Raw genomic sequence first — 22,809 nt, 5'->3', positions numbered from 1 at the left:
GTCGAATAACGCCTCACGGAGACGGAATTCATGAAAAGCCGCGCTATAGAGCGACATTCGGGAAAAAACGCGGCTGAGGCGGGGGGTAGCGTGATCTCATCAGGATGATGGAGGAAAAACCTTGACTGTCGACCATAAGAAGATCCTCAGAAACCTTTTGCGCGCTCAGTTGCTGGCTATCCACGATGTGGCGATTACCCAGGGGGCTGAGCGCGCGGCCCTGCTGTTCGGTGTCTCTCAAGACATCGCGCGCGAGGTGTCCGAACTGTGCGGCAACGACATCGCGGAGGTGGCGGAGCAAGCCGCTGAAAAAGCGCCCTGGTGTCTTCGGCTCAGCCTCGCCCCGGCCGAAGAACGAACCCTGAAGACGCTGTTCAGAAATGCTTCGTTGCCAGAAACCAAGCGGAAACGGTTACGCAAGGCTGAGGCCGAACGGCTGGCGGGCCTGACGTTATCGATCGGCCGCGCGAGGACTCGGAACGCGAGTCGGGGAGGGTGCTCATGATCGGCATCGCAAATCCGGAAGTTATCGATGCGCTCGTACGATGGGGATTGCGGGTGCCTTATTGGCGCCAGATTTTCCGTGAAACCAGTACCAATGAATGCGCCGTGCTGATAGATCATGTGCAATCACGCTGGCGCGCGTTGAACCACCGAAACTCTCCGTCTGGGCAGATGCCGTTGTCTGCCTCAAAACATTTGCGCATTAAGACACGCGCCATGCATCTCGCTTCGGCCTATAACGCCATCCTATATCACGCAACAGGCACGACCGACCCACTGCATCCCCCGGCAAAATCGGATTATCTGGCATTGCACGATGGCTTCCTGTCTTACACGGAAACAGTCGATCACCATCCTATGGTGGACATCAATACGGTCTACCAGCTGATCCTGGATGCGCACCTTTATCGCGGCTATGCCATGACGCCGACCATCTCTCCACGTCCACCCGTGCTGATGGAAGCCTGCGCCAATCCGGTTTGTCCTGCCTATCGATTGGTCTATTTCTACCCCAAGGATTTGCGGGTCGGATGTCCCTTTTGCGAGTGTGTGCCGAACGAAGACGAAATCAGGAGTCCCGCGAAGGCGGATGCCGGCGATGATTCGGCATGGCCCCGGGTGAGGGTACATTCGGGACACAAATGTCCTGAAAAAGGACGGGGCTGTCCAGATAGCGGACAGAGTACCCGCGAAATGGATGAAAAATACACAAAATCGCGTGAGAGCGTCCCAAAAAAGGACAGAAGTGTCCCGTCATTGGATCGGTGTGTCCCTGATAGGGACGCCTGTTGCGAAATCACGTCGATACAGGAACGCATCGCATGATCACGGGCGGATGCGTCAATGGCCTACCTCGCTTTATGGGTAGCGAAATCTATCTATCGAATGACCTGAGATGCGCCGATATGGCGCAATCCCCGCGACGTGCAGGGTCCTGTTTTTGTGCGGGAAAACCCTTGAAGCCCGTTTGGGAAAAGCGGTGACAGGCATTTTCTTAAATTTATGAATTATGTGGAAAAAATAAATATTTTGGGTGTTGCGCTTCCGTGCAAAAAGGCACTTATCCGGAGAAACCTAGTATTAGGGGAAAATTCAGTTAATGTCCTGCCAAAAGCGCGCGGGAAACACGCCATTTTTCCCCTAATACTAGATAGGGACGAAAAAGCATTTAACCACCATTGGGGTTTGGGTTCATAAAAGGAAGTCACGATGACACAGGTGGATGAATCGATTGGCGCGCATCTATCGCTGAGTGTTGAGGCGATGCAGGCGAGGGCGCAGCGGCTATGCGATGAGTTCAATGAACGTCGCAGGGTGAGGCGCCAGGACGGGCTATGGAGCGATCTTGAAGTGAGGGTGCGTATTGAGTCTGGTCTTGCGGTGGAGTGGTACTACCGGTCGTGGCATGCGAAGGAGCGGCGGGCGTCGATGGGTGGGCGTCGTTATCGCCGGGTCCATCTGACGAAGCGCCGGGTGATATTTCACGCGCAGGACTGGGAACGGGACGAGGTGAAGCAGGTGAGGGATCAGTTGGACGTGTTGAAGGAATCGGTCAAGGCGCTGCGCCGAATTGAGCGGATATTGTCGGCGCAGGCCTTGACGGGAGACGAGGCGGACATGCTGGCGGGTTTTCGCGCATCGGCGCGTGAGCGGATTAACGATAAGGGGTAACGCGTGCGAGGTTGCCGAGTATGGCGAATACGCCCGCCATGAACGGAGGCTCGAACAGTACGGCGAGCGCGAAGGCGACGGACGAGATGAATCCAGTCAGGACGTAAACGTGGAGATAGGCGAACAGTGCGACCAGCACGCCGCTACGGAAGGCATAGCGGTAGGGGTGTTTCCAGAGAGCGAGCCTGTTGATTTCGTTGTCCCGGATGGGGAGGAAGAAATTGATGAAGCGTTCGATGAAGTTCATGTCGGAGTCCTGTGATTGAAGTTTGTGAGGATTGATTGTGCAACGGGATCGGTGAAAAGCAAGCCGAAACGAGGTTATTTGGTTGCGTAGGCGCGGAACGCGGGATTGAGACTATCCGAATCGTTCGATGGGAGAGTTTGGTATGTACGTGATGGGTTGTGATCTTGGGCTTGGGAATTACAAGGAGGCGTCGGGTCATCGCGGCGGGGCGCCGGAAATGCGTATGTGGCCTGCGTGTACCGTGCCCGTCGAATCGTTGGGCATAAGCCTATACGGCGGTGATGACAAATCCGAGCGACGCATCGATGTAGGCGGGCGGATGTGGGCGGTCGGGGTATCGCTTGATTCTGGCGCGAGGGGTGCGGAAGAGATGCACGCAGGCTATGTCGGCAGCGCGCCCTGGCTGGCCCAGTTGGGTTATGCGCTAAGGCACAGGGGTCGCGTGGATAGGCTGGTATTGGGGCTTCCCGTAGACGAGTGGAGCATTCCGCAGAACCATGAACTCACGAAATCGTCGGCTGCGGAGGCGGCTCGACTGAGCGGCACGCAGCTAGCTGAGGTGTTGGTGGTGCCGCAGCCGCTGGGGGCCTATGTGGACGCGAATGTGCGCAAATCCGGTGGATTGATGAAGCAGCGGGTGCTGGTCGTAGACCCGGGCCGCTACACGGTGGACTGGACGCTGTTCGTCAAGGGCAAGTTGCAACCGGATGGTTCTGGATCGGACAGGCGTGGTGCCGTGTCGAGGATCATTGAAGGCGTGCAGCAACATCTTTGGCAGGATGCGCGGGCGCGAATCGACGAGGGCCGGATACGCGAGGCGCTGGATTCGGGGCTGACGGAAATCATGGTGAAAGGCAAGCAGGTTGAGTGCGGCGACGCGATAGCGGGCATTACAAGCCGGGTGGTGGATGAGGCGCTGCTTGAGATACGACGAACGCTGCGAATTGAAAGCGACGTGGACACGGTGCTGCTGACGGGTGGCGGTTCGAAGTATTACCGGGCGCGGCTGATGGAGGTATTCGGGGAAGGGCTGGTGCAGGAAGTGCCTGAGCCTGTGATGGCGAATGCGCGTGGGTATTGGTGGTATGGCGCGCATGCGGCGTAGTAGCGGCGGCTATGGGGCCGGGGCCGGCCCATTGCGGTTTCGCGTGACGGTATCCGGTGAGCTTGCGGAGTATTTGTCGGGTCTGGAGCCGGGTGTTCGGTCGCGTGAGGTAGCGTTTTTGGCGCTGGCGGGCAAACGGGTACTGGAACGTGGTGCCGAGTTGGCGGCAGGAGGGCGAGGGCGCGCGATGAGTGGCGAAGCCAAGGCAGATGAAAGTTCGGCGGAGCCGGAGCTATCGGCCGGCTTGGACTGGATGAATGATCTCAAGTTTTAAGCGGTGATGCGAACGATGCGGCACGGCCGCAAGGAGAATGTGACATGAGTGAACTGGCGGAACGTGGACCGGAAGTGGATGAAGCCGAACTGCAGGAGCAGGCCGAGAAGGATGCAGTGAGCAACAAGCTGTCATCGGTGATGGATGACCTGGTGCAATCGGCGAAACGGGGTGTGGAGAGTTGGCTTGAAGCGGCGGACGCGGCCTGTCTGGCATCGGGTCGTGAGCAGGTGGAAGTGCTGCGGGCGCTGGCGAAGAGTCGAGGACAGGCGATATCTCAGGATCTTGAGAAGCTGAAATCGTTGCGTGGGGCCTTGGGGTCGCTGGAAGCGCGTCGGTCGTCTTTGAAGCATCTGTACAAGCAAAGCCTGTCGATGCGGGAAGGCGCGAGCGTATTCGGGGTCAAGGATGCCGCGCGGGATGTGGATACGGTGGTCGTGAGATTGCTGGAATGCGAGCGTCGTCGAAGCGAGATCATGGGCGAAGCGATAAGGATAGCGCAGCGAGCGGAGTGGAGTGCGAAGGAGTTGTACGGTCAGGTTAGTGCATTGACGGGTAACTGTCGGGTACGGGAGACCGGGCCGGTGTTTGGTGGCGTCACGCAGATGAAGGAGGTGGGCCGTGGTTGATCAGCCAAGCGGATGGGACCTAGACGCGGACGAAGACGGCTATCTGTCGAGCCTGGGTGATGAGGTGCCGGGGAAACAATCGTCATCTGAGAATGCGACGGAAAGAATGCGCCGCGAGCCGGAGATTGAAGATGGCGAACTTGTGGATGTGATGGGCATGCATGACGCGGGTAGCGTGGGCCGCGAAGATCGTGCCGAGATGCCGTCGCTGGAGGATGACTCGCCAAGGCGTAGCCGATCTGGTCCCGGTTTGAAGAAGAAGCTGATGGTGCCGGCATTGGTGGGTGGAGCGGTGCTGCTGGCGGCGGGTTTGCATGAATATCACCAGATGTCGGGTAGTGTCGTAGAGCCGGAGGCATCGGCGCCGGTGGCGGCACCAGCGCCGGCATCGAGCAGTGGTTATGTTCATAAGTTGTCCCCGGCGCCTGTTGCAGTGTCGACGAAGTCTGGTGTGCCCTCTGCTTCCGCGGGTACTGCGAAGAAATCGTCCGTGGTAGAGCGGCCGTCAGTGTCCGCTTCGTCGCGGAAGGCGTCATCGGGTGCTGCGTTTTCGCCTGTGTCTGCTGCGTTTACGTCGAACGCTGCGAATCTGGGTGAAGATGCGACCGGGCCGTCATCTATGCCTGCTGTGCAACAGGCGTCGTCGCCGGCGATCACGGCGCAGTTGACGGAGATAGAAGGCGAGCTGGCGGCGATGAGGCAGAATCCTGGCGTCGACACGAAGAAGCTGTTGAAGCGGATGGATGAATCGTTGTCGTCGCTGGAGTTGAAGCTGGGTGCTACACAGGCGGAAGTAGGGAAGCTGTCATCGAATCTTGCGGGGCACGTATCGAAACACCCGGTCCTGTCGGGCTATCGCTTGTTGGCTGTGGTGGGCGATCAGGCGGTGGTCGAGGATATGGGTACGGGTCGCGTAGCGGTTCTCAAGACCAACGAACATCTTGGTGGTTTGACGGTGTATCAGGTGTCTGGAGGCGAGGTGGTGACGAACTACGGGGTGTTTGGCGGCTGATGCGATGGGCGGGTATTTGGAGCGATCCGCAGCCGAGCTAGAGCAGGCCGGCTGGATGTCGAACGTCCAGTCGGTGCGCTGCGGCTGGCGTGCGCGAGCCAGGATACTCGGGGTCAGGGCAAGGCGCTACCTCGTATTGGTGCTGTCTGCTCAAGCGCCGCAGAGTTGTCTGCTGCTGGTAACTGGAGATGTTCTGGTTATCAGATGCTTCCACGAGCCGGAGGGTGTTGCGCTGGGTTTTGAATCTCAGGTGATGAGCGTATCGGAAGTATCCGGTGAGTACGTTGTGCTCATTGGGTATCCTGCATCAGTGCAAGAGACGCCGATTCGGCGAGACCCGAGATTGGTTTGTCGGATGCCCTGCGGGATCATGGTGGATAGAGTGGAAGCGTCCGAATATACGACTGCGGCGCTTCTGGATGTATCGGCGAGTGGGGCGAAGTTGTTTGTGGCGGGTCTGCATCCTGGATATGGAGTGAATGTTTCGATGCGGCTTCCGCCGCCGTTCGAGTCTTATCACGAGATGGATGGCGAAGTGGTGAGGCGCTATTCAGATCGGAAGCACGGAGTGGCATGGAGCGAGCGTCAGGACGAGTTGATGGGCAAGCTATCGGAGTTTCTTTAGCGGCGACGGACAGTCTCTGGATGTGCCAATCAAGATAGACCTGTCTCTGCAATCATTCCACGTCCTGAACGGTAGGCTTGTCGCGCACCGGGTAAGCTTCATGCGAGGACGAATCAAGCAATTGGATTGCAGCATCTGAGAACGGAGGAAGCGCTGCGGTTGCGTTTTGTCGGTAGTTATTGAGCACTACCGACACATTGCAACGCGGAAGTCCCTGCTTGGATGGTGGCAAGACAAGAAACGGCTTGTCAGGACAATGTCCGGACGATTATTATAAGAGCATCCAACCCCAGTCCGGAGAGGCGCAGACTGATGAGCACCCCGAATCTTTCCAAGACCGAACGCATTGACGTTCGTGCCAGCGCGCCGGTCAAGCAACTGCTGCAGGAAGCCGCGCGTGCCTGCCACAAGAACGTCAGCGAGTTCCTGCTAGACGCGGGCGTGACGGCGGCCGCGCAGACTCTGGCGGATCGTCGCCAGTTCGTGCCGAGTGATGCGCAGTGGCAGGCCTTCCAGGAAGCGCTGGACCGCCCGGTGCAAAGCAAGCCGCGTCTGAAGAAGTTGCTGCGTGAACCTGGGGTGCTGGGTTGAGCAATGACTACTTACCCGTTCGCAAGCTCGCTGCAACGGATCGGGTCGATGCGTTCGACTGCGGCCAGGCCGCGCTGAACCAGTTCCTGCAGCGCTATGCGCTCGTCAACCAGAATGCCAACAGCGCGCAGACCTATGTCTGCTGCCAGGGTGACGTGGTAGTCGGCTTCTACAGCCTGGCTGTTGGTAGCGTCGATCCGATCGCTGCGCCGTCGAGAGTGATGAAGGGGTTGGCGCGCCACCCTGTGCCGGTCATGATCCTGGCCCGCCTCGCCGTGGATAAGGAGCATCAGCGTAAAGGTCTGGGCCAGGCTTTGCTCAAGGATGCGCTTCTGCGTACTGCACAGGCTGCCGACATCGCCAGCATTCGGTGCCTGTTAGTCCATGCCAAGGACGAAACAGCGCGGCAGTGGTACGAATCGTGGGAATTCGAACCCAGCCCGACTGATCCTTACCATCTGTTCCTGATGCTCAAGGATATGAAGGGCATGTTGAACTGAGGCGGAGGTTCGCCTCAGAGCCCGACTCTTTCCCGCTGCTCATCTCACAGCGCCGGTGGTTCGACCGCCAGATCGGACGGCGTGATGTGCTTCGGTATTGCTACTTCCCGATGTAGGGTCAGGTTGGCCATGCGGCTCGCATGAGCGACTCCCGCAACCTTACGGTATGGCGCGAATTTCGTGCTTCGACACGGCAAAACTTCTATGCTCCGCACCGTGTACGGTTCTCGCATTGTGAATTGCGAATATTCATCCATGTTGAGGTTATTTGAGCGAAAAAGTGGGTTCATAGGCGTTCAAACTGTCTTCTAAGAGAGGTATTTGGAGCAGGAAGATGCGTAGAAGGCCTATGCGGCGTCAGGTTTGGCCGAAGGGATTACGAGCGATAGCGCGTCGTGAGAAGGGGCTGTACCAGTCGCTAGAGATCATTCGTTACTCGGCGCCGTGGATGCTGGAATGGATTCTGGATAACTGGTCGAGCGAAAGCGGGATGAAGCTGTTGAAGCGGATTGCGAAGTCTGGTGTAAACGAAGTGTTGCTGGATTTTGAGGCGGGTCGTTATCAGAAGCTGTTCGGAGATGGGATTGACAAGTGTCGGACCCTGAGCGGCGGCGTTGAGGATCTCTAAGCGTTGTCGGCCAGGCTGAAGAGTTTGAATCAATTGGGCGGCGGCGCGTGGCGAGTTTGCGGAGGTCGCGGAGCGAATGAGCGACAGGTGCGCGGTAGTAAGGTTCGGAAGCTTGGCCGATCTTCGCCGCCTGAACTGATTTTGTGGAAGCGGCTGAAGGACAAGCTGGGCGACCGAGTTGTGCAGCAATATCGAGGCGCTGTGCCGGGCAGACGGTTTGTGCTGGATGTAGCCATACCGGACGAGAAGATAGCGATCGAGATTGATGGCTGGCAGCATCATGGGAAATATCTATCGGATTTCAAGCGGGATAGAGATAAGGATCGAGCATTGACGCTATGCGGATGGCGGATATTGAGGTTTGCTGCGGGAGAGGTGAGAGGGGACGTGGACGGCTGTGTTCGCGTTATTGAGAGGCTGCGCCGCGGTTGTTGATAGAGGCGCCGATTCGATCTATAGTGATTTTGGCTATCCGTCTGGCCAGATAGGCGGACATTGAGATTAAAGAGGCGATAGCGCCTTCATGTTACCCGTTCTGGGTCGTTATCTGGCCGTTCAGCTTGGAAGTGCTGGCTAACTGCGCCAATCATCCGCACACCCGAATTTTCGTTTGGCTGTTCGCGCGATCAATTCTTGCGAGGCGAGGGTGCGCATGCGTTGTCTTGGGTCTGCGCCTCGTCGGCGATCTCGCAGTGAATCACGAAGCCCGTCAGGCAAGGTAGTCCGCGCGGGATGTCGTACTGTTTGCTGATTTGGCGGCCAATCGTCCAGCCCATCCAGCGTTGGGTGGTGGCGTTGATCGCGTCGGCTAGGTTTTTGCCCTCGTAAAGCTCGTTCTGGACATCATCGGCGAAGTGGCGTCCGTGGCGGCTATCGAGAAAGGCCCTAACCGATTCGAGTGGTTGTGCGGTCGCATCTGAAATAGCCGTCAGTGCGATGGGCCACGCTGTAGCGGCATGCTCTTTCAGGGTACCCCAAAAGCCCCAGGATTCGTTTTTTGTGGCAATTGAGATGTCGCTCATCATTCCTCGGTGGCGAGTAGGCGAGAATCTTCCGGGTAGGTTTCGGAACCCGCCTTTGCGGGCTATTCGCGGCTGATAGCTGTTTAGCATCTCACGTTATCGACAAGTGGCAAAGCATTTGTCCATGACGCCATCGGCCGGCGGCGAGGCCGAATTTACTTGAACAAATGCGAGGCACGGAGTGATTCGTGTCGGAGGTCTTTCTATGCTCAAGGAGCATCAAATCAAACACGAGAATGGTCGCTATTGGATTTATGACGGAAAAGAGTATTTCAACGTGATGCGTTGTGGGGCGACCTGCAGCGAATCGATTGCCACATTCGAGCATGATGACGATGGATTTTCATGCGCTAAGGCATACGTCGATTACCTGGCGAATCGAGATGCTTCACGGTCTCGTCGTCAAGCGACTGTTTTTTAGGAGGCAAAATGAACAGTCAATTTGAAATTGAGGAATCAGATATTGTTCGTCTGACTAACGACAACGGGAATGCGTCTGGTTGGGTCAATGTTGGCGCTCACGCCATACATATTCAACTGGAGTCAGGGGATCTGCGCGTTGAGACCTACGCGCGGACAGCGGAGCGTCAGTGTCTGTCGGAATTTACTGTTCCAGCAAAAGCTGTCGGTGAGGCGGGTGGAGTTGACCCCGATGTTTTTGAAGACGACGAGCTTAAAGCCTTGGACGATATTCTGTTATCGGGCCTCATTTGAGGCCAGGTAATGGGTAGTTGAAGATCTGTTGCCGGGCCTCTTTTGAGGCCCGGTAAGTTGACTGGATGATGGATTCGTCTGAGCCGTATTCATGCTATGGCGCTTCGGTGTCATGCCATGAATACGCGCTCCGCTGGCGTCTCAGCGGAACATTACCGGCAGTGTCATCTGCTCGGTCATCAATCCTTTCAGACGAGGAAAACATCATGCCGAATCATGTGATCAATCGTGTCGTGGTTGTGGACGGCGACCCGGAAGCGCTTCGCCAGTTCTTGAGCCAAAACGACGAAGGAGAAAGTTATTTCGATTTCGAGAAGCTTGTTCCGATGCCGGAATCATTGAACATCCAATCCGGCTCGGTTGGGCGTATAGGCCACCAGCTTTACTATAGCGACAACCCGTCAGTGCTCGATTATTGGATAATTGAGAAAATCCGCGCTTATCGGGAAGCGCACCCTGAGTGCGCGAAACTGAGCGATCTCGAGGTCGCCCGAGTGGCGTATAAGGGCAGCGAAGAAGAGCGCCTAGGTCATTTGTACGAGGAAAACCGCAAACGTTATGGTGCCACCACCTGGTACGAGTGGGCGTGTAATAACTGGGGTACGAAGTGGAATGCTTATGACTATGACGAAGTTGATGGTCTTCGTGAGTTCGTTTTCGACACAGCCTGGTCGCCGGCCGAGCCGATTTACCGGAAGCTGGCCGAAATATTGCCGGAACATCGGATACTCATTGGTTGTTTTGATGAGGGTTCGTGTTTTGCGTGCCTGTATGTGCTCCAGGACGGCGAGCTTGAGGTGACGTATATCGATACCGGTGATAACGCCTTTTATGCGGCCTGCTATGGGGTTACCGAAAAATTCACCTGGGATGACGAGGCGGATGAAGAGGTGGAAATTGAACTGCCAGAAACATCATTGGTTGAATACGCTGTTGAGCATGATCTGTTTGATAGCGAGGTTCCCTCGTAAGCGGGTGTTTTAGTCGGGTTCGACAATCACTGAGTTTGCTCAGGACATTCAGTGTTATACCAGGGGCGCTTAGTCGCCCCTGGTTCTTATCAGAAAACCTGAAAATCTTGGCTCGGATTCCCGCGCTATCACGCGGCGTCATTTTCCGTGCGTTCGTGGCGCGCACCGAAAATGACATTTAAGCGGATGCCAGCCGCGTCTCTGGCAACACATCATTCATAGAGGAGTGTTCTTGATGGGAGCCACGATTACCTGCGCCCGCAAGGTGGGCGCCATTTTGGCCGATGATGGTCAAGTCTATTACGCGTTGTTCGAGCAGACCTACGAGAGAAACTGTTACCCGAACACACCAAGCTGGGAGTGCGTTGGGTTCGGCACAGGAAGAACCGCGGTCGAGCAAATTTTCAGAATAGGGTCTGCAGTTTGCGGAGGCATGCTGAGAGGCCGGAGTCGTCAATTAACCCCATTGGGGTACATCGGCAGTTGGATGAGCGAATTGAAGCGTCCGTACATGTTAAAGGACATTTCAATCAATCTGAGGGTTGTCGACGAGGAATTTGTTTCGTACGGAGAAATCAGCGAGAAATGCATGCCGTCGTTAAAAGACCGCCTACGGTCGAAAGGCCATGATCTTGTTGCCGACTATCTGGATACGGGTGAATACCGGATTGACAGGTTGTCGGCAGAGGCGGATGTACTGGCGTTGATTGTGAATGGCGGTATGGCCTGGCGCTATATCAGCCCGCATGATCTGACGGAGGAACCTGCGTTCGGATTTGGCTGGAATCCGCCGAAGACGAAGCAAGCGCCGGCTTACAGTCTGCCGGGTGTTTATCGCATAGAGGGCGCAGAGAATATCGTCGTCCAGGGTGCTGATGGTTTGCTGGATATTGGCGACTGGCAGTATTCGCTGGAAGCGGGATTTGTGTCCGGTTATGGTGTTCTTGAATCATCCTGCCCTGGGCATTGGCGAAATGCGATGACTGATCTGAAGACGCATTTCGAGCACATGCCGTATTTGCCGGGTTCCGCGGTCATTAGGATTGATCGCGAGAAGATCACAAGAGGATTTTCGCATTGTGCCGATGAGCTTATCGGCTATTTGGGTTCGAAGTCAGGTACGTTGGACCGGATACCCATCAGCGAAAGACACAACCTAGGATATGTAAGAGGTGGCGTGGTGATTGAGGTCCAAGATCGACCGGATCGATGTGCTTGCCACGGTCAGGTTCAAGCCTCACTTATATAGCGAGGCTATGATGGCAAAAAGGCTATCGATGACGTTGGTGCACAAAGGCTTGCGAGATATAGGCGTTACCACGAGGGCATTCTCTTCTTGCGTTGTCTGTGATGCTAATCGGTCTTACGATCTTGCTTGTTGGCTGCGTGGTTGGCGATAAAGCCACGGGAGACGGCTATGAGTAGTTTCGGATATGCCTTGTGGATCATCATGATTTTCGGCTTTGTTGCCGTTTTTGGTGTTCCGAGATACAACGCACGGGTGAGTCGGCATAACAAGCGCACCCGTGGAAATGAGTGATTTGCTGCGCATCAAGCCAGGCGAAAACCGCTCCATTTGAATACAGCTACCAAGGCCGGAGAGATGATCTCTCCGGCCTTTTTTTTGGATCTTGAAGAGTGGTGCTGGTGCTGCGCTAGGTCTTGCGTCGGAGGCCGAGCGTTATGGCGTTCTGTCCGAACTTGTTACTGATCCCATCGAGGGTTTGAAAGAGCCGCGTCCGCCGGTCGCGCTGTGGCGTCTGCGCGTGCTCTGATGGGTGAGATGGCGTGTCGAATAAGTCGCCTTGCGATGGCGCATCCTGCTGCCAATCGCTGAGGCCGAGTCCAAGCAGTCGTACGGGATGCTCGGCCAGTCCGCTTTCCCGGTAAAGCGCCCATGCCTGCCGATAGAGAACGGTGTCGTCGTCGGTGGGCGCCGGCAGCTTTCGTTGTCGGGTGAATGTCTTGAAGTTTTCCAAGCGGATTTTGAGCGTGATGGTCCTGCCCTGCAGCCCTTCTCGGCGCGCCGTGCGGCCGACTTCCTGCGCAGCCCACAGCAGGGTTTCGCGCAGGCGCGCCTGGTCGACGATATCCTGCTCGAAGGTGGTTTCCTTGGAGATTGACTGACGAACCGAATGGAGTTGCACCTCATCGGAACCTCGGCCGTGCGCCTGGTTGAGGATGACCTGCGCAAGGCGAAGTCCAAGGCGTCTTTCAAGCAAAGCGGGATCGGTTTGTCGGACATCCACAATACGTTCAAGTCCCATCTGCCTGAGCGCCGGAGCAGTCCTGGGACCGATGCCGCGCAGCGCAGAGATGGGCATGGGATCGAGAAATGCCTGTACTTCGTGCGGGTGGACCACCATGAGCCCATCGGGCTTGCGGTATTCCGAAGCGAGTTTGGCGATGAAGCGATTGGGGCCGATGCCTGCCGATGCGGTGAGACCCACGGTGTTCTTGATGATGTGCTTGGCCTGCCGTCCGATGGTTTCCGGTGGGCCGATGAGGCGTTCTAGGCCAGACACGTCGAGATAGGCTTCGTCGACGGAGGCCTGCTCCACCGATGGCGAGATGTTCTCGAGCGCGGCCATGATCTGCCTGGATACCGCTGCATAATGCGCCATGCGCGGGCGGACGTAGACGGCATCATCGGGCAAGCGTTGTGCGGCCTGGGAGATAGGCATGGCGGACCGGACGCCGTACCGACGAGCTTCGTAGGAGCAGGTTGCGACGACGCCGCGTTGACCGGGCGCTGCACCGACCACGAGTGGGCGTCCTTGCCACTCGGGGTGGTCGCGCTGTTCTATCGAGGCGAAGAACGCGTCGAGATCGATATGCATGATCCATCGTTGCATAGCCTGATCCGCTGGTAAGCGTGTCGTTAAGCATATCGTCTCACAGCACACCAGTTCGAGCTTTCGATTCGGATGCTCTTTGGTCAGCATGAATCGCCAGGGAGCCATTCTTGGTTTAGAGCGGGATGAGTCCAGCCTGTAGGTGTTCCTTGGCGGCGGTTTGATTTGCTGGTATTGCTTTAGCCAGAGGTAAGGTATCGGCGCTGAACCGTAATACGCCGATTTTTGCTCGTCGAGGTCAGCGATGAGCGTTAATATTTGCGTCAGCGGCAAGAGCAGCGCGCGACCAGAGCTTGCGCAGTGCAGTAAGGCCCTACGGGGCAGGGATACCTTCGTAGGCGGCGAAGCGAACCCTTGTGCGACGCGAGGGGCAGAACCCTTTAGGGGGTGTGTATGAGATGAGGTCTTAACTAGCCTGGAATGTTATTGCCCATCGACGTGTTAGAATTTCGAGCTTGGATAGTGATTTAATAACCAAAACGAATCAGATGAGAATGGCGACACAACCCGGATTCCTCATAAAAACCATCGACCAAGCAATCTACGATGCTACGCATTCGGTCTGGACTACACAGTTGCAAGAGAATGAAGCAGAAGTTCCATCTAGCGCCTATCGCCGTATCCTTGAGTGGGCAAAGAGGCATGTAAATGGACAGCAAGACAAGAACACTTATTGTTATGTCCTTTCCCAAGAGGATAAACCGTATGTCGCTTGTGCATTGTTAGAAATATCACATGCGCGACCTCAATCGGATGGCCCATGGCTGAAGGTTCTGCAGATCCACGTCCAGCCCAAATGGGAAGTTTCCACCTTGGATGAAGAGACTATGCCGCTAGAAGAGCTGGCGCGTCTTGCAGCATCCGCGTTGGTAGAGGCTTTTGGATTGACATTCGAAGAACTACCATCATGCCAACTAAAGGTATGGTGCTCAACGCCGCTAACCAAAGAGTTCATGCAAGGAATTGTCTTATCCCTACCAGCGACCATGGGCATAAAAGTTGCTACTCACGGCAACTGGTTAGTCCTTGAAAAGAAAGCTGCTTAGTAAGAAAAGCTTTGCTTTACAATTTTGGGGTATGGTAAATTCCTGAGTGTTATTGCTCGCAGTTGCATGTGAACTGCCAGTTAGTTCAGGGAGGAGAGTTTCATGAGTCAGATTCAATCGAACGACTTTCAAGATTTCCTTGATATGAAGGCTGACCTCATTCAAGCGTTTGAATGCGCCATTTACTCTGCTCTTGAGCAGATGGGCAATGATATCAAGGGGGTGTCTTGGTTTAGTGTGGCCGCTGATGAATACACTGCTCAGCGAGAGCCACTCGCTGCCTAGCCTATATATACCGGGTTTCTATAAAAAGGCCCGCTTGAAGCGGGCCTTTTTATTTCCGGCGGCATCTAATCCGGATGTTTCATAACTCCCATTCCAGCCTAATTTTTGCTCACAGACTGGAAAACAGGGTTCTTTTCAGCATCATGGAATCGAAGTGAACCGCCGGCTAGGTATTCCCAAATCACGTCAGAGGCGATCCAGTGACGCCCCAGCAATTCGGCCATGACGGGCACCGTCAGCGACCCGGCCATGAAGTCCGCAACCAGGTCGCCCTCGACCGTCAGGAACTTGATGAAAAACTCGGCCAGTTTAGCGGGAAACGGCGCACCGTGAACCGGCAGGCCAGCCGCCTTTGCAGCCGCCTTATAGGCGCTTTGCGAGGCGCATCCATGCGGTAGCTCGAGAACGTTGCACGGAATACGTCCAGAGGTGACATTGGCCCATGATCGCCCCGCCCGCTGTCGATAGGCTCCGTCTGAATATTCTCGATCGTGACGCGCGCCGCCGCGCTCAAGGAAACGGATGTGCCGCTCGGTATGCGGCTCCAGTACGCGGCGGTTGTCCGCGCGCACACGGGTAGGATCGTTGGTAAACCAGTACACAGGTTCCCATCCGACATTGAGTTGCACCCGCTCGATTGAAGCCCATTGAACCGGCCCTGGCGGCTTGGTGCGATTGACCCAGGGGATCTCGTCCATCTTATGCAGGCCGAGTCGATCATGCAGCGCGATGACCATGCGCTCTCGATAGAGGGAGCGAGACGGCAAGCCTCGCTCGAACACGTCATTACCGACGTTGAGGACAATGGAACCGCCTGGGGCCAGGGTAGAAACAATCGGCTCAAGCGCCGCGCAGATGAAATCGACGTATTCGGCTTCGCTGGGATTGCCATAGGCGCGAGCCTTGGCAAGTGGATAGGGCGGACTCGTCAGTACCAGATGCACTGGCTCGTTCAGACGGCTGGCGGCCGTGGCGGCATCGGCCCACAAAGCCAGCCCCAAATCGGTTGAGAAGGCGAGCATGATAAAGCCGGGTTTGATGCGGCGCAGTTTGAGTTTGCGGTGGCCTTCGGAGCTCAAGGTCCATACGCCGCGCCCGGTATTTTCCACCAGTCCCATGTGTTTGAGCGTTTGCTGGACCCAGCGAATTTTTCGCTTGGTGATGTTGTGTCGTTGTCCTCCGATTATTTCTCGTCTGGATAATTCGGTATCGGGTAGCCCGGCGCGATCGGCGACTTCGAGATAGAGCTGCGGGGTCGTCAGACATTCGCGTTCGGCAAACGCCTCGGTGACCGCATCGAAGAGAGATGTTTGTCCTTTCATGGTGCGACGGGCAAATCATAGGCTTCGACCATCAGCTGCAGACTGACATCGCCGCGGAAGCGGTTGGCCGAGAGCCGATAAACAAAACGGGCGGACTGGCCGCGAGGATCATCGTCAAGCCCGATATCGGCGTGGTTGAAGGCCACGGACGGGAATATCTTGCCGCTGCGCGGGTCCAGCAGGTCGAGCCGGAGATGGTTGCCCTCTTTGCCGATGATGCGGGCGCCGGTTACCGTGAACTCGCCGTCGAACAGGGGTTCTGGGAATCCTTGTCCCCAGGGTCCGGCCGCTTCGATGTCGATCGCCGACGCCAGGGACAGATCATCGGGAGCGAGTTCGCCGTCGGTGAGGATAACGGGTTCGAATGCATGGGGATCTGCGCGTTCGGCGATGGCCGTCTCCCACAGCGGGCGGAATGTATCAAGACGTTCGGCGTCGATGGACAGCCCGGCGGCCATGGCGTGTCCGCCGAATTTAGGCAGAAGCCCCGGGGATCGCGATTCGATATCGGCCAGCACGTCGCGGATGTGGATGCCTGGGATGGACCTGGCAGAGCCCTTGAGCATGCCATCGGCGCCGGGTGCGAAGGCGACGGCGGGGCGATGGAAGCGCTCCTTGAGTTTGCCGGCGACCAAGCCGACGACGCCCTCGTGCCAGTCGTTCTGGAACACGCAAAGTCCAGGCGGGGGTGTTTCGTTATTCAGTGAATCGAGCAGGTTTTCGCACTCGGCCAGAGCTTCGGCGCGCATGGTTTGCTCGATTTCGCGTCGGCGCTGATTGGTGATATCCAGGAGCCCGGCCAAACATCGGGCCTGTTCCGTGTCGGTGGCGAGCAGGCATTCGATGCCCAGGGTCATGTCGTCGAGGCGACCCGCGGCGTTCAGTCTGGGCGCTACGCCGAAGGCAAGGTCGGTTTCCGATAGGTGCGTTATGTCGCGACCGGCCACGTCGACCAGGGCGCGCAGCCCCGTGGCGGTCATGCCGTGCCGAATGCGGCGCAGGCCTGCACGGACCAATGTTCGATTGAGGGAATCGAGTTTGACGACATCGGCGACGGTGCCGAGCGCCACGAGGTCAAGCAGGCTGGATAGAGACGGCTTGTCTCGGCCGGCAAAAGCGCCGCGGCTGTCGAGTTCGGCGCGGGCGGCGGCCATGACGTAGAACGCGACGCCGACGCCGGCGAGCGACCTGCTTGGGAAATCCTGTCCGGGGATGGCCGGGTTTACGATGGCGTCGGCGTTCGGCAATCGTTCCCCGGGCAAGTGATGGTCCGTGATGACCACCTGCAGGCCGAGATAGCGGGCGGTGTCGACGCCTTCGAAGGCGCTGATACCGTTATCGACGGTGATGAGCAGGCGAGCCTCGTCGCGTGCGGCGTCCTGTACCAGTGCGGGCGAGAGGCCGTATCCCTGCGTGATCCGGTTGGGAACGGCGAAGGAGACGCGCTTGGCACCGAGCAGGGCGAGCGCCCGGTAGACGAGCGCGGTGCTGGTGGCTCCGTCCACGTCGTAATCGCCGATGATGCGGATGTGGCGTCCGGTTTCGATGGCATCCGCGATCAGCGTGGCGGCATCATGAATACCGTGCAGGGTGTCGAACGGAGGGATGTCGGAAAGTCCGGAAGCCTCAATGCCTGATACGCCGCGGGCGCAAAACAGGCGTTCGATGAGCGGAAGATTTTCCGATGCCGTGTTCGGTCGGCGTTTGATGATCGTGTTCATCAGTTTCCCGCGCTGGATACCCCCGCCTTCAGGCGGGGGGAGGAAAGCGCGGCCTCCGTGGGTTTGGGTTGAACAAAGTATCCATACCCATCCGCACGCTGGAGCAATGTGCAGAAGCGGTGATGGATGCCTTGCACGACCCCCATTGGGGTCTGGATGTTGAAACTGCCGCTGGCCCGGATGGCGATGCGGCCCAGGTAGGTTCCGGCCTTCTTCCCCTTGGTCACCACGGCCCGGATCAGGTCGCCCGTCTGAAACCCGAAGGCGCTTTTGTTCCGGGTCAGGTAGCCACGGGGAAAGCCGTGCCTCGTCAGCCGGGTGCGCCGGTAGCTGCCGCGCCCGGCGCAGCGGATGCCGAGAACGGGCACCCGCCAATGCCGGACCTGGTCCACCTGTCCAACGCACAAGGCATCGAGGGCATGGGTCTTGGGGAGGCCCAGCCGGGTCCGGTTCCACTTGGTCCGTCCGCCGGTACCGGCTTCCACCGGCAGGCCGGTGTCCACCAGCGCCCGGTACAACGCCCATCGGGTGGCGTTGACCGCCGCGGCGTCTTTCAGCGGGGCCTTGGCCTGCGCCAGGATCCTCGCCAGCCGTTCCGGCTGATCGGCAAGAAACGCCCGCACGTCGCGGTTGCCCTTGGCCTGATTGCAGGCCCGGCACGCCAGGGCAAGGTTGCTCACCCGGTCGGACCCGCCCCGGCTCTTCGGCACGATGTGCTCGATCTCAAGCGGCACGTTTTCGGCTCCGCAGTAGGCGCACTTACGGCCCCATTTCTCCAGCAGGTACTCCCGCACCTCGCAGCCGGCGAGCGCCCCCTGCTGGTATTCCACACCCGAGATCTCCGGGTTCTGCAGGCGCTGGGTGTCGAAGCGCACCGTCTCGATGCCGATGGCGGACGCAGGTGCCCAGCGGCACAGGCGCCGCACCCAGGCCATGGTCGTATCCACCCGGTGCTGCAGCGACGGGGCGAGCCAGCCTGGCGGCCGCCGGCGGTTGTCGAAACGCGGGGCGCGGTAGCGCAGGTTGGCTCCGCGACGGCGCCGGCGGAAATTGCGCCGCTGATCCAACTGTTCGCGGATTCGATGCCCGCGATGGACCAGCTCGAACAGGTTGAGCGCGATCCGCTCCCGGTACACTTCACCTGTTCCGGTGTCCACCGTGTTCTTCTCCCGCACCAGCGCCATGCCGGTGGCCCGGCTGCCGGGGTCCAAGGCCACGCGCAGCGGCTGCACCGCGGAGTGCTGGACGGTGCGGTCCTTGAGACGGATCACGAAGGGCACCTGACGGTGGACCACGGCCCGGCCCCGCTCCAGCAGGAGCCGCGCCCGCTTCTCCGAGCACGGCATCAAGGGCCGCTTGTGTTTGTCGATCACAAAGACTGCCATGTTTTTCTCCAAAAAACGCCCTTACGGGCCTTGTAACGCGCCCCTTTCGGGGCGTCTCCCTTCGGGAATGTCGGCAACCGGCTTGCCGGATCGACCGGCGGGAACCGTCCGTTTCGTGGCTACCCGTGCCTTGTCTGCAACGGTTCCTTCCAGGGTCCGAGACTCAGGAAGCATCTCGGAGTGGGTCTTCTGACCTGTCGCCAACGTAGCGGGCTGATTACCGCTTTCCCTGGTCAACCCCGGGCTTATAGGTCTCCCTACAAGCCCCTCCCTTCAGGGAGGGGTGGTTGACGGGGCGATGTTCGCATGGTGCCTCGAACACGCAAGCGAGCGATTTTGATGTTGGTTAAAGGCTCTCAGCTATCTAGACAGGATGAGGTTGCTTAGCGGCTGATTGATTTTGAGCCAATAGGCACCTATTGGCCTGCGGAAGTCTGTTCCATGGACTATACGAGAAACGCGGGCTGGGTTGCCCACTTGAGCGAGTGCGCCAGATCAGGCGAACCAGATCCGATGTGTCGTTTAGGCCGTTTTGCGCTTGGGCTGTTGTGGGTTCCCAGTCCAACCTGCTCGCGATACGCGCGCGGATTTCTGGCCTCGGGTCGGCTAGGGCGTTGCAAATAATATCGGGAGACAAGGCGACCTCGGGACGCGAAAGCAGTGCTTCCCTGACGTACCACTCGGGGTCTTCTAGCGCGCGCACGATCTGTAATAGGCTCATCTGGTAATCCATGCGCCAGGCAAAACCGCACCGAACGCAACCTTCGGGGTCGGTCAACCCGCGCTCAATTTGTGTGAGTGTGGGGCGGTAGGTCGTAATTCGTGAGAAGCCGGATCTAACGAGTGTGTACTGATCGGTCAACCCGCGCTCGACCTGGGCGGGGCTGGGGATGAAGGCTTGATTCCAAACATAATCGGCGCGTCGACACGCATCGGTTGCGGAAAGAAACGGCTCAGCCTCAAGACTGGAAGCAAAGCCAGAGGCAAATGCCTGCCTGCTGTGCCTGTTATCGCTGAGCATGGCGACACGTTCTGCTTAAGATCAAAATCACGAAGCCACCAAAGCGGCCAAGCCATCGGCAAATTCGGTCGCGCCACCGTAGGAAGGGTGCCTGACTGCGCCGGCCAGCGGCAGGCCGATGCGCTGGATCGCCTCGGCGGCCACTTGTCCTACCGCCACGATGCGCGCGTTCGGGTAAAGCGAGGCAAAGCGGGACAGAATGTCCGCCCCGGCCGCGACTTCGGCGGAGGTCGGCTTTCGGTTGGATGCTTCGATGTTGGGCTTATGGGGATGCCAGGGAAAGGCGTTCCACAGCACAGTGCTTTCTGCGAGATTGAGCTTGTAAAGCGTCTTCCACACCGTTGTCGCCGAAGGCTCGGACCAAGGGCGTGGGCGGCCGGATAATCTCGACGTGGTGGCGATGCGCGGGATCTGACCCTCGCACAGCAGCCGCTCGCTGGTGAATGGAATACCAGACCAGGCGCATCCTTGATACCCGGGGGCTTCGCCGCAGAGGATGAGCTTGGCGTCGCAGTCCATGTGCTGAAGCAGGCGTTCGCGACGGGCGAGGGGGCCGCCGTGGTCATCAAAATGGTGGTTCACCTCGCTCCAAGGGTTAAATACATGGTCGGCGTGACGCTCTCCTAGCATTGAGATGAAGGCTTTGATCTTCGAGATTTCGCTCATGCGGCACCGTTGATTTTGGGCATATCGCGTGAATGGGAATCGGCGGCTTGATTGCCATCCTGGCGAATGAGTTCCATCCACCGGGCATTAAGCCATGCGGCATACTTGCGCGGGGTAATCGCGTCGCGGTAGTACCCTGTTGCCCAGCCGTCGTTCACCTCGACCAGGGCGAGAGAACCGTTCAGAACGGTTCCATAGGAGCAGCCATTGTCACACAGGGTTTCCAGTCGCTCATTGACCACAACGGCGACATCCAGCGCATACGCTGCCGGCGCGTCGGTCCAGGTGCGGATCATGGTGCGAAGCTGCGCGAGCAACGGCTCACAGAGGTCCCAATCAGGACCTTCTCCATACTGGGCGAACCCGGCCAGATCGCCATCGAGAATGTAAGCCCGATATTCGGACAACCAGGTTTGCTTGGGCGAGGACCAGCACGGCGTCTCGGCAGGTAGATTCAGACCGCAAGTTTCGAACCCCGGGTAATCCGTGATCGCGTCGAAGGCCTTGACCCTGACGGGCTTCACGAAAGATCCTGGAGCCGCGTCGCCCAAGGTGGTTCGCTCTAGCGAGCGCATCAAAAATGAGCGGAGCGCATCGGGATAACTGCCGATAAGGGGGGCGCTGACACCAATCTGCCGCATCCTGGCGCGCGCGAACTCGACCGACCCGACCGGTACGGCCTCCCTGGGAATGTGATCGCCCAGACCGATCTCTGTCTCTAACAGGCTCGCGCGGTGGCAAACATGGTCATCGAGCGCCGAGGCCATCAATATGGCATTGCTCTCGGGAGAGTTTGCGTATTCGCGCTGCAGTAGGAAGTGGCTCATCGCTTGATTCTCGTTTGCGACTCAAGAATTGCCGAATCACGTTTCGCATCAGCATATCTCTTCGCCCAGATATTCCAAGACTCGACTGCGGAATCTCGAGTGCGTCGCGTATGACTACACCGCACTCGCATGATCTGCGCAGCCATTTTTCGGCACGCAGCACAAGTGCGTCATGCAAGGTCGGTTGACGGACCGGCGCAATCTTTTTTTCTTTTTCAGAACCAAGTGTTACGACTGCTATCAGCGAAATCACCGTCTTTTGTGATCCGCCGGGTGTGTCATTCACCGTGACTCATTCCTGTTGCATCGGGGATCTTCTTCTTCCCAAATCGCCCCGATCAACGTTATATTCAAAGCAGCTATCATCTCCGCGGTTAGATGGCAGCCGGTGCCCCTGTCGCTCGCCCTCTTCATGCGATTGAGGGCATCCTGGGCTGCATCACCACCGGCACGCTCATCATCCTCGCGCTTATGCTGCTTCTCAGCGGCTTCCTGGGTGCTGCCGACCGAGTCGAATTCAGTGAAATTCATGGTCGTTCTCCCATGTCAGTCCAAGGCGAGTACGTCGGACTACAAAATCCGCCATGCGCGTGTTTCCAAACTCGGAGCCGTGAGTTTATTTTTCCCAACGCCGATCGGCTCAAGCTGGAGCAACCTGCTATGCGTTAACAGCAACCCGCCGTGATTAACGCTAAGCTTCCACCCTGTCGGATAGGTGCAACTCCTTTTCACCGATATACGGCCATCGGCTGTCGTCGTGGTCGTCACGTCACTCACATAGCGGTGTTGAGCTTGGAATACGCCGCCAAAGAGACCACCCGCGGCAATACCAACCACACCAGCGATTAAAGCTGTACCGATCATCAATTTATTTGCCATCATGTTCACCTATGGTATTTGCGGTTGTTGATCCTCTTGTTGAACCCAAGAGGGGCGTTTTTCAATTTCAGTTCTTTAGCCCACCGATATTTTTGGGGACCTCACGGACAGACCGGAAGCCACCGAGGCTTAGCACGGAATTTGGCAATTCCACCGACAAGAAACTGATGTTTACTTGTGGATAAAAGTCTTCCTCAAGAAGAGATACAGCTTCTTGAACACTGCTCGCTTCGACTTCTCGACTGCAGTATTGGTATTTATGATTCATTTGTTTCACCGTCAATCGATCAGATCACCGTATCTGGCAAC

Annotated in this window: 27 protein-coding genes; 16 read left to right on the top strand and 11 right to left on the bottom strand. The window is 57.6% G+C overall.

Features of this window, described 5'->3' with window-relative positions; translation table 11 throughout:
* Positions 1-121 precede the first annotated feature (121 nt).
* From THPRO_RS10540 to mobI, 3 genes are all read left to right on the top strand, one after another.
* Entirely contained in the window at positions 122-505 is a 384-nt protein-coding gene (locus THPRO_RS10540) for a hypothetical protein (RefSeq protein ID WP_038093589.1), read from the top strand.
* Positions 502-1,329: a hypothetical protein gene (locus tag THPRO_RS16760; RefSeq protein ID WP_145930827.1), complete on the top strand. Its 828-nt coding sequence runs from the start codon at positions 502-504 to the stop codon at positions 1,327-1,329. Before THPRO_RS10540 ends, THPRO_RS16760 begins: the two co-directional genes overlap by 4 nt.
* A 384-nt stretch (positions 1,330-1,713) precedes the next feature.
* The gene (gene mobI, locus THPRO_RS10535) at positions 1,714-2,175 is read left to right on the top strand and encodes a conjugative transfer protein MobI(A/C) (protein WP_038093594.1); all 462 of its coding nucleotides are present in this window, start codon (positions 1,714-1,716) and stop codon (positions 2,173-2,175) included.
* Here mobI and THPRO_RS10530 read toward each other — a convergent pair.
* Positions 2,159-2,422 (bottom strand): hypothetical protein, encoded by a 264-nt coding sequence (locus tag THPRO_RS10530; protein WP_038093598.1) that lies wholly within the window; start codon positions 2,420-2,422, stop codon positions 2,159-2,161. The two genes, mobI and THPRO_RS10530, sit on opposite strands and share 17 nt — an antisense overlap.
* Positions 2,423-2,564: 142 nt before the next feature.
* Between THPRO_RS10530 and THPRO_RS10525 the strand changes: the two genes are divergently transcribed.
* The 6 genes from THPRO_RS10525 to THPRO_RS10495 all read left to right on the top strand — a co-directional run bounded on the left by THPRO_RS10525 (position 2,565) and on the right by THPRO_RS10495 (position 7,158).
* Positions 2,565-3,527, top strand: coding sequence for a ParM/StbA family protein (locus THPRO_RS10525; RefSeq protein WP_145930826.1), 963 nt, complete (start codon positions 2,565-2,567; stop codon positions 3,525-3,527).
* Between the two features lie 318 nt (positions 3,528-3,845).
* Positions 3,846-4,430, top strand: a complete 585-nt coding sequence (locus tag THPRO_RS10515; protein WP_038093607.1) for a hypothetical protein — start codon at positions 3,846-3,848, stop codon at positions 4,428-4,430.
* Complete coding sequence (locus tag THPRO_RS16755) at positions 4,423-5,442, top strand: hypothetical protein (protein WP_145930825.1); 1,020 nt, start codon at positions 4,423-4,425, stop codon at positions 5,440-5,442. Before THPRO_RS10515 ends, THPRO_RS16755 begins: the two co-directional genes overlap by 8 nt.
* A gap of 55 nt (positions 5,443-5,497) precedes the next feature.
* On the top strand, positions 5,498-6,067 hold the full coding sequence (locus THPRO_RS10505; protein ID WP_161489968.1) for a PilZ domain-containing protein: 570 nt from the start codon (positions 5,498-5,500) through the stop codon (positions 6,065-6,067).
* 312 nt (positions 6,068-6,379) lie between these two features.
* Entirely contained in the window at positions 6,380-6,658 is a 279-nt protein-coding gene (locus tag THPRO_RS10500) for a type II toxin-antitoxin system TacA family antitoxin (protein WP_038093616.1), read from the top strand.
* Positions 6,655-7,158, top strand: a complete 504-nt coding sequence (locus THPRO_RS10495) for a GNAT family N-acetyltransferase (RefSeq protein ID WP_038093619.1) — start codon at positions 6,655-6,657, stop codon at positions 7,156-7,158. The genes THPRO_RS10500 and THPRO_RS10495 overlap by 4 nt, the downstream gene beginning before the upstream one ends.
* 418 nt (positions 7,159-7,576) lie before the next feature.
* On the opposite strand, the gene THPRO_RS17285 is transcribed toward THPRO_RS10495, so the two are convergent.
* The gene (locus THPRO_RS17285) at positions 7,577-8,068 is read right to left on the bottom strand and encodes a hypothetical protein (protein WP_236717297.1); all 492 of its coding nucleotides are present in this window, start codon (positions 8,066-8,068) and stop codon (positions 7,577-7,579) included.
* On the opposite strand from THPRO_RS17285, the gene THPRO_RS17510 reads away from it, so the two are divergent.
* Positions 7,967-8,221: an endonuclease domain-containing protein gene (locus THPRO_RS17510; RefSeq protein WP_407922450.1), complete on the top strand. Its 255-nt coding sequence runs from the start codon at positions 7,967-7,969 to the stop codon at positions 8,219-8,221. The genes THPRO_RS17285 and THPRO_RS17510 overlap by 102 nt on opposite strands.
* Positions 8,222-8,412: 191 nt before the next feature.
* Here the strand turns inward: THPRO_RS17510 and THPRO_RS10485 are convergent, their stop codons facing one another.
* Positions 8,413-8,808 (bottom strand): hypothetical protein, encoded by a 396-nt coding sequence (locus tag THPRO_RS10485; protein WP_201786975.1) that lies wholly within the window; start codon positions 8,806-8,808, stop codon positions 8,413-8,415.
* A gap of 205 nt (positions 8,809-9,013) precedes the next feature.
* Here THPRO_RS10485 and THPRO_RS16745 point away from each other — a divergent pair, with 205 nt between their 5' ends.
* The 4 genes from THPRO_RS16745 (at position 9,014) to THPRO_RS10470 (ending at position 11,742) form a co-directional block, all read left to right on the top strand.
* A complete protein-coding gene (locus THPRO_RS16745; RefSeq protein WP_038093624.1) occupies positions 9,014-9,229 on the top strand; it encodes a hypothetical protein in 216 nt (71 codons plus the stop codon).
* 8 nt (positions 9,230-9,237) lie between these two features.
* Positions 9,238-9,522 (top strand): hypothetical protein, encoded by a 285-nt coding sequence (locus THPRO_RS10480; RefSeq protein ID WP_145930823.1) that lies wholly within the window; start codon positions 9,238-9,240, stop codon positions 9,520-9,522.
* 206 nt (positions 9,523-9,728) lie between these two features.
* Entirely contained in the window at positions 9,729-10,493 is a 765-nt protein-coding gene (locus THPRO_RS10475; protein ID WP_052064702.1) for a DUF1281 family ferredoxin-like fold protein, read from the top strand.
* Positions 10,494-10,728: 235 nt separating this feature from the next.
* Positions 10,729-11,742: a hypothetical protein gene (locus tag THPRO_RS10470; protein WP_065089615.1), complete on the top strand. Its 1,014-nt coding sequence runs from the start codon at positions 10,729-10,731 to the stop codon at positions 11,740-11,742.
* 406 nt (positions 11,743-12,148) lie between these two features.
* Here the strand turns inward: THPRO_RS10470 and dinB are convergent, their stop codons facing one another.
* Positions 12,149-13,348 (bottom strand): DNA polymerase IV, encoded by a 1,200-nt coding sequence (gene dinB, locus THPRO_RS10465; RefSeq protein WP_038093633.1) that lies wholly within the window; start codon positions 13,346-13,348, stop codon positions 12,149-12,151.
* A gap of 494 nt (positions 13,349-13,842) precedes the next feature.
* Between dinB and THPRO_RS16740 the strand changes: the two genes are divergently transcribed.
* The gene (locus THPRO_RS16740; RefSeq protein WP_145930822.1) at positions 13,843-14,394 is read left to right on the top strand and encodes a hypothetical protein; all 552 of its coding nucleotides are present in this window, start codon (positions 13,843-13,845) and stop codon (positions 14,392-14,394) included.
* 102 nt (positions 14,395-14,496) lie between these two features.
* Entirely contained in the window at positions 14,497-14,679 is a 183-nt protein-coding gene (locus tag THPRO_RS10460; protein WP_038093637.1) for a hypothetical protein, read from the top strand.
* 98 nt (positions 14,680-14,777) lie between these two features.
* Here the strand turns inward: THPRO_RS10460 and THPRO_RS10455 are convergent, their stop codons facing one another.
* From THPRO_RS10455 to THPRO_RS16735, 7 genes are all read right to left on the bottom strand, one after another.
* The gene (locus THPRO_RS10455) at positions 14,778-16,001 is read right to left on the bottom strand and encodes a site-specific DNA-methyltransferase (protein ID WP_065089614.1); all 1,224 of its coding nucleotides are present in this window, start codon (positions 15,999-16,001) and stop codon (positions 14,778-14,780) included.
* The gene (gene recJ / locus THPRO_RS10450) at positions 15,998-17,722 is read right to left on the bottom strand and encodes a single-stranded-DNA-specific exonuclease RecJ (RefSeq protein WP_065089613.1); all 1,725 of its coding nucleotides are present in this window, start codon (positions 17,720-17,722) and stop codon (positions 15,998-16,000) included. Before recJ ends, THPRO_RS10455 begins: the two co-directional genes overlap by 4 nt.
* The gene (iscB, locus tag THPRO_RS10445) at positions 17,722-19,107 is read right to left on the bottom strand and encodes an RNA-guided endonuclease IscB (RefSeq protein ID WP_038093640.1); all 1,386 of its coding nucleotides are present in this window, start codon (positions 19,105-19,107) and stop codon (positions 17,722-17,724) included. Before iscB ends, recJ begins: the two co-directional genes overlap by 1 nt.
* Positions 19,108-20,155: 1,048 nt before the next feature.
* Positions 20,156-20,794 (bottom strand): uracil-DNA glycosylase, encoded by a 639-nt coding sequence (locus tag THPRO_RS10440; protein WP_145930821.1) that lies wholly within the window; start codon positions 20,792-20,794, stop codon positions 20,156-20,158.
* Positions 20,791-21,621, bottom strand: coding sequence for an ATP-grasp domain-containing protein (locus THPRO_RS10435; RefSeq protein ID WP_038093643.1), 831 nt, complete (start codon positions 21,619-21,621; stop codon positions 20,791-20,793). Before THPRO_RS10435 ends, THPRO_RS10440 begins: the two co-directional genes overlap by 4 nt.
* Positions 21,622-21,903: 282 nt before the next feature.
* The gene (locus THPRO_RS10430; protein ID WP_038093646.1) at positions 21,904-22,152 is read right to left on the bottom strand and encodes a hypothetical protein; all 249 of its coding nucleotides are present in this window, start codon (positions 22,150-22,152) and stop codon (positions 21,904-21,906) included.
* Between the two features lie 39 nt (positions 22,153-22,191).
* Entirely contained in the window at positions 22,192-22,500 is a 309-nt protein-coding gene (locus tag THPRO_RS16735) for a hypothetical protein (protein WP_145930820.1), read from the bottom strand.
* Positions 22,501-22,809: the final 309 nt, after the last annotated feature.

It is taken from the genome of Acidihalobacter prosperus (assembly GCF_000754095.2).
In the GTDB taxonomy this organism is placed as follows: Bacteria; Pseudomonadota; Gammaproteobacteria; order DSM-5130; family Acidihalobacteraceae; genus Acidihalobacter; species Acidihalobacter prosperus.
The sequence above is the reverse complement of the archived record's forward strand: the minus strand, read 5'-3'. Positions and strand labels throughout refer to the sequence as shown.

Bases quoted from the DNA above. Each gene is read 5' to 3' on its own strand.
- THPRO_RS16760 (WP_145930827.1), top strand. From the start codon at position 502: ATGATCGGCATCGCAAATCCGGAAGTTATCGATGCGCTCGTACGATGG.
- mobI (WP_038093594.1), top strand. From the start codon at position 1,714: ATGACACAGGTGGATGAATCGATTGGCGCGCATCTATCGCTGAGTGTT.
- THPRO_RS10530 (WP_038093598.1), bottom strand. From the start codon at position 2,422: ATGAACTTCATCGAACGCTTCATCAATTTCTTCCTCCCCATCCGGGAC.
- THPRO_RS10525 (WP_145930826.1), top strand. From the start codon at position 2,565: ATGTACGTGATGGGTTGTGATCTTGGGCTTGGGAATTACAAGGAGGCG.
- THPRO_RS10515 (WP_038093607.1), top strand. From the start codon at position 3,846: ATGAGTGAACTGGCGGAACGTGGACCGGAAGTGGATGAAGCCGAACTG.
- THPRO_RS10505 (WP_161489968.1), top strand. From the start codon at position 5,498: ATGTCGAACGTCCAGTCGGTGCGCTGCGGCTGGCGTGCGCGAGCCAGG.
- THPRO_RS10500 (WP_038093616.1), top strand. From the start codon at position 6,380: ATGAGCACCCCGAATCTTTCCAAGACCGAACGCATTGACGTTCGTGCC.
- THPRO_RS17285 (WP_236717297.1), bottom strand. From the start codon at position 8,068: ATGATGCTGCCAGCCATCAATCTCGATCGCTATCTTCTCGTCCGGTAT.
- THPRO_RS10485 (WP_201786975.1), bottom strand. From the start codon at position 8,808: ATGAGCGACATCTCAATTGCCACAAAAAACGAATCCTGGGGCTTTTGG.
- THPRO_RS16745 (WP_038093624.1), top strand. From the start codon at position 9,014: ATGCTCAAGGAGCATCAAATCAAACACGAGAATGGTCGCTATTGGATT.
- THPRO_RS10480 (WP_145930823.1), top strand. From the start codon at position 9,238: ATGAACAGTCAATTTGAAATTGAGGAATCAGATATTGTTCGTCTGACT.
- THPRO_RS10475 (WP_052064702.1), top strand. From the start codon at position 9,729: ATGCCGAATCATGTGATCAATCGTGTCGTGGTTGTGGACGGCGACCCG.
- THPRO_RS10470 (WP_065089615.1), top strand. From the start codon at position 10,729: ATGGGAGCCACGATTACCTGCGCCCGCAAGGTGGGCGCCATTTTGGCC.
- dinB (WP_038093633.1), bottom strand. From the start codon at position 13,348: ATGCAACGATGGATCATGCATATCGATCTCGACGCGTTCTTCGCCTCG.
- THPRO_RS16740 (WP_145930822.1), top strand. From the start codon at position 13,843: ATGGCGACACAACCCGGATTCCTCATAAAAACCATCGACCAAGCAATC.
- THPRO_RS10460 (WP_038093637.1), top strand. From the start codon at position 14,497: ATGAGTCAGATTCAATCGAACGACTTTCAAGATTTCCTTGATATGAAG.
- THPRO_RS10455 (WP_065089614.1), bottom strand. From the start codon at position 16,001: ATGAAAGGACAAACATCTCTCTTCGATGCGGTCACCGAGGCGTTTGCC.
- recJ (WP_065089613.1), bottom strand. From the start codon at position 17,722: ATGAACACGATCATCAAACGCCGACCGAACACGGCATCGGAAAATCTT.
- iscB (WP_038093640.1), bottom strand. From the start codon at position 19,107: ATGGCAGTCTTTGTGATCGACAAACACAAGCGGCCCTTGATGCCGTGC.
- THPRO_RS10440 (WP_145930821.1), bottom strand. From the start codon at position 20,794: ATGAGCGAAATCTCGAAGATCAAAGCCTTCATCTCAATGCTAGGAGAG.
- THPRO_RS10435 (WP_038093643.1), bottom strand. From the start codon at position 21,621: ATGAGCCACTTCCTACTGCAGCGCGAATACGCAAACTCTCCCGAGAGC.
- THPRO_RS10430 (WP_038093646.1), bottom strand. From the start codon at position 22,152: ATGAATTTCACTGAATTCGACTCGGTCGGCAGCACCCAGGAAGCCGCT.
- THPRO_RS16735 (WP_145930820.1), bottom strand. From the start codon at position 22,500: ATGGCAAATAAATTGATGATCGGTACAGCTTTAATCGCTGGTGTGGTT.